This window comes from Paenibacillus chitinolyticus NBRC 15660, assembly GCF_000739915.1.
GTDB classification, from domain to species: domain Bacteria; phylum Bacillota; class Bacilli; order Paenibacillales; family NBRC-103111; genus Paenibacillus_F; species Paenibacillus_F chitinolyticus.
The window spans coordinates 319,959-331,650 of sequence record NZ_BBJT01000002.1; the positions used below are offsets into that span (position 1 = coordinate 319,959).

Below are 11,692 nucleotides of genomic sequence, written 5' to 3' on the forward strand. Positions count from 1 at the left end.
CTCCCGAGCGTTTCTTAGTCACACGGCATCCGCTTCCCGCTGGGGGTCGTAGTAGCTGGCAGGAAGCATTTTAAACACGCGTATATATAGAAGAGAACTGAGGATGGTAACCAAAAAAATAAACCCGAACACCACTAGCGGAGGAAACCAGGTAGAGAGCAGAACCGTAACGGGCGCAAACAGCCGGCCCACCGAAAATTGAAGACCGGATGCTCCCATATACTGGCCTCTGGCATGGTCCGGCGCATATTTGCTGATGAAACTTTCGGTAACCGGGCTGCGTGATATCTCTCCTATCGTGAAAATAACCGTGAAAATCAGCAGCAGCCATAGCTGTGTCGTGAAACCGAACAAAAACATTCCCGCTCCGAACAGCAGCGAAGACAGGATAAGCACGTTGCGTTCCGGCCATTCTTCAAACCATTTCGTTACGGGCATCACACCCAGGACGAACAATAGGCCGTTCAGACCGAGTATCAAACCGAATGCCTGCGAACTGCTAAGGGAAAAGCTCCAATCTCCGATGGTCAGCAGCTTCTGCGCCGGTACGTATTCGGTCACGTACACCGCCAAGTACATGTCGAGCTGCATAAAGGCGATCGTAACCAGTATGCCTGCGGCGATATAGAGTGCAAATAGCTTATCCCGGAAAATGACGCCGTAGCTGCTCACCTGCTCCTTCAAAATTCCCGACAGCCTCATGCCTTGCCGCGCGGCTACGGCCGCCGCCGGTAGTGTTTCCTTGATCATCAGCAGGATAGCCAGCGAATACAGCAGCGTGACAGCCGTGCATGTCCAGAGCAGCTCATGCCGGTACTGGAAAAAGAAGACCGCACCGAGCGCGGGTCCGAACACGGCCCCGATGTTCCTGCCGGTCACAAAAGTGGCATAGACCATCCGCCGGTCTTTAACCGGTGTCAAATCCGCCACCATAGCCGAGCTGGCCGGCATATAGATGGCTCCCCCGAGGCCGATACCGATGTAAGCGAAATAGTCCAGCCAGTGAGAGGACGATAACGCAAACAGGGCAAACATCGAAGCTTGCATAAACGCTCCCAGCAGCATGGCCGGCCTCCTGCCCAGGCGGTCCGACAGAAAACCGCCGAACAAACCGCCTGCCAGGCTGAATATTGGCGGCACAGCCATTAGCACGCTGGCAACGGATTTACCGAACGCTTCGCTGAAAAACAGGGTGATGAAAGGGAAATACATCCAAAAAAGCAGATTGAACACGGTATCGCCTGTTAATCTGATCTTCAGATTCAGATCCCATTTGAGCCAATTCATGTGAAATAATCCTCCCGATTCTTACTGGATAGGAGCTAAATTACCATGAACAGGGAACTTTTACAACCCTTTATTTCCACAGATTTTTCTTATCACCGCCTATTCGCTTAGAAAAGCAAAAAAGCAGCAGCCGCACGACGCGGCCGACTGCTTTCTTGAATTATACGGGAACGTTCGCTCTATCACGCATTTGCAGTTGATACATCTGGTAGTAGATGCCCCTCTGCCGCATCAATTCGTCGTGATTGCCGCGTTCCGCGATTTGGCCCCGGTCCATCACGAGAATGAGGTCCGCATGATGGATGGTAGACAACCGGTGGGCGATGACAAACGTAGTTCTTCCTTTCTTCAACACTTCCAGCGCCGATTGGATCATCCCTTCGGTCTCCGTATCGATATTGGACGTTGCTTCGTCCAGGATAAGGACAGGCGTGTTGTAGGCGAGCGCCCTTGCAAACGAAATCAGCTGCTTCTGTCCGACCGATAACGTACTTCCTTTTTCAATCACGGGTTCGTCTAATCCCTTGGGCAAATGTTGAAGCACGCGCTCGGCTCCGACCGCTCTTAGCGAATCCTCGATCAATTCACGGCTGATGGCCGGATTGTCCAAACTGATATTGCTGGCAATCGTGCCTGTGAACAAGAAAGGTTCCTGCAGAACGATGCCGATCTGTTTCCTTACCTGCTGCCTGGAGAGGGTCTGGATATTGTGCCCGTCAATCGTAACGGTTCCCTTTTGCAGTTCGTAAAATCTCAGCAGTACGTTCATGATGGAACTTTTTCCCGAGCCCGTATGCCCGACGAATGCGATCGTCTGCCCCTGCTTCGCTTCGAAAGAAATATCGCGAAGAACGTAATGATCGTCCGAATAGGCAAAAGAAACATGCTCGAATTTTACGTTTCCTTTCAATCTCGGCGTTTCTTCGTCCTTGACATCGGAGCCTTCCTCTTCCATCAGCCTGAAAACCCGTTCGGCCGAAACGAGGGAATGATTCAACTGAGCCAGTTGATTCACCATTCCGACAAGAGGCTGAAATAAGCGTTCGACATATTCCACGAAGGCGAAGATCATGCCGAAGGTGAAAACGGATTGCCCGCTTAACGCCGCTCCGCCAAAATACCAGATAATCGCAGTGAGCGCCAGACTTCTCAGCACCGTAACCAGATTATTGGAGGTGAGCGCTTTTAGGGTGAGCAGTTTATTGGAATACGTAAAGTAACGTACATTTTTATCCTCAAATTCCTGCCGCACGGTGCGCTGCCGGGAGAACGCGCGTATGACAGGCATACATTGAATGGCTTCGTTGATCAATCCGTTGATATCGCTCAATGTGGAGCGAATGGTTTGGCTGTATTTGGATGCAAATTTCTGATACAAGTAGATCCAGCCCGCAAGGGCGGGGATGATAAGCGTGCAAATAAGCGCGAGCCTGACGTCCAATATAAAGAGGGCCGTTAAGATTCCGGTTATGTAAACGGCTCCGGTGAAAAAATTTCTTAACACGGTAACAAACAATTCTTTCACGGCTTCGGTATCGTTGGTTACAAAGGAAACGATCCGTCCGGCCGGTATTCGGTCGAAGTACGGAATGGGAATCCGGTGGATTTGCTTTAGAACGTCTATCCGCATTTTTTGAATGACACGGTTGGATGAGACTTGCAGGGCATACGTTTGACCGTATTCGAGCAAGCTGGCTGCTGCTACGAATCCGAAATAAAGAAGGATTAAGTTGACGATTTTCCCCAATTCCGGTTCATAAAAGAGAAACAAGTCGCGCGTGGAAAGAATTTCGGCCGGGTACGTCCCCGTTTCCGCATTTCGCTTGATGATGAGTTGTTCGCCTTGTACAAGGCGCTCACCGTCCACCTTCACGGCTTCCGGAACGAATACGAACTGCCGCTGCACCTGCAGAATGCGGACCTCTTGCCCCTTCTCTTCCTGTTCGTTAAAATAATCGCCTCTTTTATAGTACTTCCCTTTATACGTCACCGTATTTTCCCCGGGTTCCCGCGTTTCGTACCAAGGTTTTTCAATCCCCAGAATATGCCGGTCGATCAACTGTTTGGCGATAAGCGGTCCGGACAATTCCGCCGCTACCATCAGCAAGAGAAGACAAAGCGCCCCGATAAACGATTTCTTGTAATAAAGAACATACTTGAACAGTTTCTTTCCTACATTCATAGGATTTTCCACGCTCACTTTAACAAGTTCATTTGCAATTTTTGTGACTCGTATTGTTCTTTATACCAACCGTGGCAGGCAATCAATTGAACATGCGTGCCGCATTGGACGATTCGTCCCTGATCCATCACGATGATGAAATCGGAATGTTCCACAGCGGATAACCGGTGCGTCGAGATGAGCGTCGTACGCCCCTTTCGCTCCGCAATGAGGTTCGCGATTATGCTCGCCTCCGTTTTGGCATCGACAGCGGATAAAGCGTCATCCAGCAGCATAATTTCGGGTTCGGAAATGATCGCCCGGGCAAAAGCGATTCTTTGCTTCTGTCCGCCCGACAAGGACACCCCTCTTTCCCCTACCAGGGTATCGGTCCCGTCCGGAAGCGTATGAATATCCTGCATAAAGGAAGCCAGCTCCAGAGCCCGGAACACTTCCTGTTCGGTCGAGTTCTCCTTGCCGAATTGAACATTTTCTTTGACCGTTTTCGAAAATAACATCTGCTCCTGCGGGACATAACCAATCCATTTGTTCCAGGTTTCAAGCCGAATGCGTTCCAACGGGATGCCCGAAACGGTGATTTCGCCTCTGTCTGCCGGATACTCCCTGAGCAGTTGTCTTAACAGGGTAGTCTTGCCGCTTCCTGTCCGGCCGACGATGCCGACGGTTTGTCCGCGGTTAATGTGCAGCGTAATATCGCTCAGGTTATCGACTGCGGAAGACGGATAGCGGAAGCTTACCTGGTGGAATTGGATGGTATGCGGCAGCGCGATTTCCTCTTCAAGACCCTCCCCATCCCTTACATCAGGCGAATAGGTCATGATCTCATCCAGACGGTCCAAGGAAGCGCTCCCCCGCTGCATAATATTAATCAGTTCACCGATCGCGTACATGGGCCAGATCAGCATGCCCAAATAGACGTTGAACGTGATCAGTTCGCCCAGTGAAATGCGCTGCTGAAAAACCAGATAGGTCCCGTACCCGAGACCGATCAAATAACTGATCCCGATTAACATGCGGATGGTGGGCTCGAACAAAGCTTCGACCCGCGCGATGGCGACATTTTTCCGGAACAGATCTTCCGCCATGGTTTCAAAATTTTTCTGATTCGCCTCTTCCCGCACATAGGCTCTAACAACGCGAATGCCGGTAATGGTTTCCAGCACTTGATCGTTAAGCGCGCCGAAAGCGTCCTGGGCGATCGTAAAGCGGCGGTGAAGGTATTTTCCGAAAAAGGTGATGACGACCGCGATAAGCGGAAGCGGCAAGATGGTGACCAGCATTAAATTCCAATCGATAAAAAAGCCCATCGTAATCAGGATCGTCACCGAAAATAAACAGGAATCGACTAAGGTCAAAATGCCGGCACCCGACGTTTCTCCGATAGATTTGATATCGTTGGTCGCCCGGGCCATGAGATCTCCGGTCCGGTATTTTTCGAAAAAGGACGGTGTCATCTTTAACAAATGGGCCATCATGCGCGAACGCATTTTGAGCTGCAGACGGTTCGCTCCGCCGTGCAATTGAAACATCCAAGCGTAGTTTAGGGTATAGATGACGACGGCGAGTCCGAGAATAAATCCGATATACTGCGCCAGACTCGCCGGGGTCAGCGTGTTTTGCTGGATATGGTCAAGAGCGGATCCCAGCAGCAATGGCGGCAGCATTTCGACCCCGTTTACGAGGATCAGAATGAGTACCGCCAGCGTGTACCGGATTTTATGCTCTTTAAAAAACCAGCCGAGCCTCACTAAAACAGAAACGATAACGATCACTTCCCTGCTTCCGGATTTCCCGTCTTACACAGGTATCGCCCGTAATCAGACACTCATATTTTCGGCTATTCGTAAAGCGTTGGCCTGGATCGTCAAGGTCGGGTTGACGCCGCCCGCAAAAGGCATGAAGGACCCGTCCGCCGCAAACAAATTGTCGATCATATGGAATCGGCCGAATTTATCGACGACGGACGTCAGCTCATCCGTGCCTGCCCGGCACGTTCCATGCAGATGCGCGCTCCCCAAATAGTAGTAGGACGGGTTGCATTGGATCTGCTTGGCTCCCATGGCCGTCAAAATTTCTCCCGCCCTCTCGATCATAAAGCTCAGCCGGCGCTTGTCCCATTCATGTGTCTGATAATCAAGGACGATTTTGGGCACCCCCGTCGCTTCTTTATCGTTCGATAACCGGACTTTATTGGTCACCATAGGCTGGTCCGCGATGATACATTCCAATTGAACATACATACCGCTGCCTTCATGACCGTAATAGGTCCACGGGTTCGCTTCGTAAATCAGCCCGCCCAGGCCGGAATGACAATGCGGGTCCTGATAGTAATCCGTAATCGAAACGGTGGAGTACAATCCTTTCAGCGGTTCGTTCAACTGCTCGTAGGGATGATTATCTACCCAGCCGGATACGTACTCGCTGTTCTTGAAGCTTAACCCCGAGCCGACCAGGCCGGATTTGTTGCCTACCCCGTCCGGCCACCATTTGTTCGTTGAACGCAGCACGAGCGCGGCGCTTTGGATGGCGTTTCCGGCCAGAACGAATTGTTTCGCACGGATATGGAATCTTTCTTTCGTGGCTAAGTCAAGACACTCCAAAGAGTCGATCTTGGAAGGGTCCGTCTGGTGGAACGCCAGCGCTTTCGTATTTTTCATAAGCGTCACATGGTCCAGCTTCAACACCGGCTTCAAAATGCGCGTGAAACTGTCCGCTTTGGCGCCGATCGGGCACGCGTAATCCGTGCAGCTGGTTAGGTTGTCGCAGCCCGGATATCCGTTATGATCCGTTGTGTTAACCGCCAGCGGAGTCGGAAACGGATGCAGGCCGAGCTCTTTGCCCGCCTGGTCGATCAGGGCTCCCTGCTGGCTGTAGGAATGAGCCGTCCGGAGCGATCCGGTACCGGCACTGTTTTTGAACGGATCGGCATTCAGATCCCCGGACACCCCAAGCCACTGTTCGATCTTGTTGTAGTAGGGGTCCAAATCCGAATACCCGATGGGCCATTGGGGGTCCAGGGCATCCGGCGCCACATACTCCCTCGCATCGAAGTCGACGTCTTTGTATCGGAACGAGATACCGGCATAAAAAATCGTTCCGCCGCCTACCGCGCTGGCCGACCACGGATATCCGTTATCTCCCCAGGTGCCGTCCGATTCTCTCGCGTAGGCTTTCTCCGCATGGCTCATGACCGAATCTATATTCGTTCCCGGTTCAATGAGTTCTCCCTGCTCCACGATGACAACTTCCAGGCCTTTTTCAGCCAAATACTTGCTGACAACGGAGCCGCTGGCTCCGCTGCCGATCACACATACATCGAATTGCTTGGTCAAGGTGATTCCCCCATACTTGATTATTTCAATTGCCAGGACTAAACGTTTAGCTTTGTAATCTTAGTCACGATCTCATCGGCATGTATCAAATAAGGACCTTCCAAATTCATATCCAGTGTGCAGTCGAAGAGAGATTCCACCCGTTGAACGATTTCAAAAAAATCCCGCTTATCCACTTCCAGCGGTCCCTGTTTAAACGTTTCCACGAGCTCGTCCCCGTCTTCACCGGTAACGCCGGAAATCGCGTAGATCACTTGATACAGCGTATTTCGCTCTTTGTTATCCATCTCATTTCGTCCTTTCTTATCCGGTTGTTTGGAGATGCGAACGGTTGTTCAGACTCTCCAGGAGGAAACTGCCGCTCATCGAATCGTAATGAATGATGTGCATCGCCGTATTGCTTGCTTTGATTTGCCATTGCAGGAGCTGTTCGTTCCCGAGTCCTAGAAAATACAGGATGGACAACTGGATGCTGAAAGCGTGGGTAAAAATGACGATATTGCACGCTTCTCCCGCATACGTCCCAAACAGATCTTTATAGAACTCCTCGATCCGTTCCCGCTGTACGTCAAGCGACTCCAGCCCCTTGACGATTTCCAGATGAGGCGATTGGATCCGCTGCTCCAGATACAGATCCCACTGCCCCTGTGTAATCGGCGGGACAAAAGACTCCGGAGCTTTCAGCTCGCTCAAGCGATCGTCTTCGATGAAAGGCGCGGCCGGAAACCGCTGATGGAAAATGGCCGCCGTTTCCCTCGCCCTTTTCAAAGGACTGGAATAAATGACCGACGGAGTCAGAGAAACCGGGTATTCGTCCCGGAGTTTCACGGCCTGGCCGATCCCCGTTTCCGTCAGTTCGCAATGAGGATCGTACGCGTCCATAAGAGCGTCGTCCTCCAGAATGTTGCAGTGGGCCTGCGCATGACGGATTATAATCAATCGCATGCTATCTCTCCTTCCGCCGGATTGTTCGTTTCGGTTCCCTAGACCGGATTCGAAATTCCTTCCTTCACCCGGCTGAAATGAATAAAATCCTCCTCGCTGTACATGGAACCCAGTAACACGGCTTTCACGCCGAGTTTATAGTACTCGTTCAAATAAGCGGCCACTTGCTCGTAATCCCCGACTAACACGGGACTGTAAATTCCGCCGTTCATGTACCCGCCCATCCAGAAGACCCCATCGTACGTTTCGCTCGCTATAGCCAGTTCGGCCAGCGTCCGCTGCCAGCTTGATTCCGAGTTTTTTTTCATCCGGAGCTGTATCGTCCCCTGCCGGTTGCCGGGATAACGGGCATGAGCGACCTTCCACGCTTCTTCCGCCGATTCTCTGGCAATAATCTCGATTCTTATGGCACTTTGAACAGCCGATCCCTGCACCTTATCGCTAAAATGGCGTTTAAAATGTTCCAGCGGTCCCGGATGAGTAACGACGAAATCCGCCGCTTTCAACCCCGTTTCAAGGCCTTCCTCGGAAGAACCGGACATAAAGATGCGCGGGAAAAGCTGTTTGTCCGGCAGCGGAGGCTTGAACTCCAAATTGTTCAGCTCATAATAATCGCCTTTGAACGAAACGGGAGAATCCGATTCAAGCAGCAGACGAAGTACTTGAACATATTCGTGCAGTTTCTTGTAGCGGGACGAATGGTCGATGTAACCCCCGGTTTGCTGGAGCTCGCCGGTAACGGCGCCGGTGATCATATTCAAGTCGATCCGCCGGTTGTACAAATACGTGAAGCTCTGAATTAACTTGGCGGCCGTGTAAGGCGGGTACATATAGGGCTGAAGCGCAATAAGAGGAACATGACGTTCCGTATGCTGCATAATAACCGAGCTGACGGCCCAAGGGTCCAATACCGAATGGTTAAAAAACGACAGGGACCCGACTATGCCGTAAGCATCGGACAACTGCGCGATTTTAATGGAGTTTTCCATAAATTCTTTCTTGGAGGCATAATGGCCGACGCCCGGAATTTGGCAATAATACTGAATCGGATCCAATGCGATCATCCCCCTGCTTTTCGTCTATTGGGTCTTCTATTTATCCGCGAACAAGAGATCCGGTTCCGTCTGTAACTGGGTGACGACTAAATCTTCCGGAATTCCTTTCCGACGGATCAGCTCGTATAAACCATTGCGTTTGAGAATTTCAATGGGTGTCGGGTGCCCCAGAAAATGAACCGGGCTGAAGCTCAGTCCGTAGGCGCCCGAGTTCAACACACATACGAGATCGCCCGGATATAAGGCCGGCAGTTGGACATCCTTCCCTACACAATCCTCGGGCGTACAGAGAGGACCGGCAATGGTGACTTTTTCGAGTTCGCGCCGGCCGGGGTCTTCGCTAACGGGAATACACTCCATGGGGTAGTTGCTTCTCATACTTCTTCCCCGGAAAGTGGAGGCCGCATGATGGTGCATTCCGCCATCCACAATCACAAAATTCTCTCCCTTGGACGTTTTCCGGTAGAGCACCTCGGTTACATACACGGCCGCTTGAGCCAACAAATATCTTCCGCTTTCGATAATAAAGGTCGTTTGCGGGAAAAGGGTATCTCTCGCCTCTTGGACGTAATCGCTGACCTCATCCGTGATTTTGCCGATATCCAGCGCCTTTTCGTGTGCAAAATAGGGCACTCCGAACCCGCCGCCAAGATTAATAAATTCGCAGACGATTCCGTATCGCTCATAAATGCTTCTGCCCAGATCTACGGTATATTTCATCGACTCGATAATGCTGTCGGTATTCAGATTCTGGGTTCCCGTATAGACGTGTATCCCGATAAATTTGGTGAATCGGAGAGACCCGATGGCATCAAACACGGTATCGAGCATAGATTCGTCTATTCCGAATTGTCTCGGTACCCCGCCCATTTTAATGGCCGTGCTGCCGAAGCTTTTGTCGGGATTGATGCGCACCGCTACCCGGACCGTTTTGTTTGCTTGCTCGGCCAGTTCTTCTATGTAAAGGAGTTCCTGGACGGATTCCGCGATGATGCAGTAAATCCCGCTTTCAACCGCTGCCTGGAGTTCGCTTCGCTTCTTCCCCGGTCCGGAAAAAATGATGTTGTCCGCTGAAAATCCCGCATGACGGGCTAAAGCCAGTTCGCCGGCGGATGCGACCTCAACGCCCACTCCCCACTGCCGGAACAGCTTGGCGACATGAATATTGTTGTTCGCCTTCAAGGACAAATAATACTGAATCGCCGGATTCGTCCGGCTTCTTAATTGCCGGTAATGCGCTTCGATAAAATCGCCGTCATACAAATAAAAAGGAGTCTCGAACTCTTTCGTTAAGGCTGTGATTTCAGCATGATCCAGGTTCATCCTTAAGTCCCCCTTCCTTCTTCATGACTTAATGAACACCCGTCGTCATTCTCGTATTCAGCTCGTCAAGCAGGCTCCGGGCCTTTGTCAGCTGTTCGGTATTATGGGCAGAGACTAGCACAAAGAGCTTATACGTATTTTTAAAGGCGCCCGAAGCTTTGCAGAAATTGTACAGATCGATATGGACCGGTAAATCCCGTGTCACTTCCGAGAGATCGTTTACGTAATCTTCGAAACCCAGATCCATCCCGGAATTAAACACCAGCACCCTGCTTTCGACAAACTCATACCGCTTCTTCTGTTCGATAACCAAAGGAAGAATATACGTGACTTGAGTAAGCCTGGCGTTAATCTCGATGACCGGAATCAGTTCACCGTTCGTATCGATGATTGAATCGATTCCGAGGACGCCCCTATATCCCATCTGCCGGATCAGTTCTCCTGCCCGCAAAATTTCTTCGCGATATTCGGCCGATTCCGATTGCGATAAGGAAGGCGAGAAATTCGTTCCTTTGTAGACACCATTCGGGTCTACGATTTGCTCGGTGACGGCCAGAAGATGGACTTCGTATTCGGAAATAAACAACTGGGACGTCAAGCTGAGCCGGTGGGGATGCCAGCCTTCCAGGAGCAGGTCGACGCTTGTCTGCCGGTTTTGAATATAATTCAGCAAAAACCGGAAATTCCGCTCGTTGTCGATGACTTTGAGCCCTTTACCGGAAGAGCCGTACGGAACCTTTAACACACACTTGGAAAAACCCGCGGAAACGAGCTGATCGTAGGCATGCTCCAAGCTCCCGATATCGCTGCAGAAATAACCGGTTGTGACGTTGAACCCGTTCCTTTCCATCCGTCTTCTCGTGCTGAACTTGTCATTGATTTCCCGGCAGACCGTCAATTCAGGGGCAATGATGTCCATTTGCGGGTAGCGCTCCTTCAGTTCAAGAAGCCGCTCCGAAACGATGAACGGGATAATCGTATGACGCGCCAGGTCAGGCACTTGCGCAAGCTCGTCGCAGCAAATGATCGTCGGCAGCACGAGGTTTCGTTCTTTCCAATAATCCAGGAAAGCCGGCTCCGGCATCGCATGAAAAAATACCGTGTCCTGCGGCCTCGCCAGGAAGAGAAGCTGATGCTCCTGCTGCACCACAATCTTCTCGGATTGAAGGTCCTTGACGGAGGGAAAGTAATTCGACGCCTGGCCGTCCTGCTCATCGCCGATATTCATATACCAGAGGATTTGTTTGCCGCTCAAACGATAATAATCCAGCGGATGAGTGAACTTCATAGAGTTCCCTCAAGTTTTTCCGTCACATGTTCCGTTATTTTCCGGACCGTTGAAAAATTTTCTACGATCAGTTCGTCGTCGTTAAACGTGATCCCGAACACGCCCTCCAAGCTGACGATCAAATTAACGGCCGTTACCGAGTCCAAACCCAGCAGAAACAAATCGGTTTCCGGGGTTATCGGGTCCTTTGTCTGCAGGATTTCATTCACACAGGATATAACTTGAGCGGTCCTTACGTTTTCCTTCGTTTCCAAAGACATCACATTCAGCTCCTTCGGTC

10 protein-coding genes are annotated in these 11,692 nt (G+C 51.1%); all 10 read right to left on the bottom strand.

Annotation, left to right across the window (positions count from 1 at the left end; all coding sequences use genetic code 11):
* Positions 1–18 precede the first annotated feature (18 nt).
* The 10 genes from PCH01S_RS03145 to PCH01S_RS03190 all read right to left on the bottom strand — a co-directional run bounded on the left by PCH01S_RS03145 (position 19) and on the right by PCH01S_RS03190 (position 11,672).
* Positions 19–1,287: an MFS transporter gene (locus PCH01S_RS03145; protein ID WP_042226711.1), complete on the bottom strand. Its 1,269-nt coding sequence runs from the start codon at positions 1,285–1,287 to the stop codon at positions 19–21.
* 160 nt (positions 1,288–1,447) lie between these two features.
* Positions 1,448–3,469, bottom strand: coding sequence for an ABC transporter ATP-binding protein (locus PCH01S_RS03150; RefSeq protein WP_042226713.1), 2,022 nt, complete (start codon positions 3,467–3,469; stop codon positions 1,448–1,450).
* Positions 3,470–3,483: 14 nt separating this feature from the next.
* Entirely contained in the window at positions 3,484–5,232 is a 1,749-nt protein-coding gene (locus tag PCH01S_RS03155; RefSeq protein ID WP_042227427.1) for an ABC transporter ATP-binding protein, read from the bottom strand.
* Between the two features lie 54 nt (positions 5,233–5,286).
* Positions 5,287–6,801 carry a GMC oxidoreductase gene (locus PCH01S_RS03160; RefSeq protein ID WP_042226716.1) on the bottom strand — a complete coding sequence of 505 codons (1,515 nt, stop codon included), beginning with the start codon at positions 6,799–6,801 and terminating at the stop codon, positions 5,287–5,289.
* 38 nt (positions 6,802–6,839) lie between these two features.
* On the bottom strand, positions 6,840–7,088 hold the full coding sequence (locus PCH01S_RS03165; protein WP_042226719.1) for a DUF6137 domain-containing protein: 249 nt from the start codon (positions 7,086–7,088) through the stop codon (positions 6,840–6,842).
* Positions 7,089–7,104: 16 nt separating this feature from the next.
* Positions 7,105–7,746 (bottom strand): histidine phosphatase family protein, encoded by a 642-nt coding sequence (locus PCH01S_RS03170; protein WP_042226721.1) that lies wholly within the window; start codon positions 7,744–7,746, stop codon positions 7,105–7,107.
* Positions 7,747–7,784: 38 nt separating this feature from the next.
* Positions 7,785–8,810, bottom strand: coding sequence for an LLM class flavin-dependent oxidoreductase (locus PCH01S_RS03175; protein WP_042226723.1), 1,026 nt, complete (start codon positions 8,808–8,810; stop codon positions 7,785–7,787).
* 27 nt (positions 8,811–8,837) lie between these two features.
* Positions 8,838–10,124 (bottom strand): type III PLP-dependent enzyme, encoded by a 1,287-nt coding sequence (locus PCH01S_RS03180; protein ID WP_042226725.1) that lies wholly within the window; start codon positions 10,122–10,124, stop codon positions 8,838–8,840.
* Between the two features lie 28 nt (positions 10,125–10,152).
* A complete protein-coding gene (locus PCH01S_RS03185; protein ID WP_042226728.1) occupies positions 10,153–11,412 on the bottom strand; it encodes an ATP-grasp domain-containing protein in 1,260 nt (419 codons plus the stop codon).
* On the bottom strand, positions 11,409–11,672 hold the full coding sequence (locus tag PCH01S_RS03190) for an acyl carrier protein (RefSeq protein ID WP_042226731.1): 264 nt from the start codon (positions 11,670–11,672) through the stop codon (positions 11,409–11,411). Before PCH01S_RS03190 ends, PCH01S_RS03185 begins: the two co-directional genes overlap by 4 nt.
* Positions 11,673–11,692: the final 20 nt, after the last annotated feature.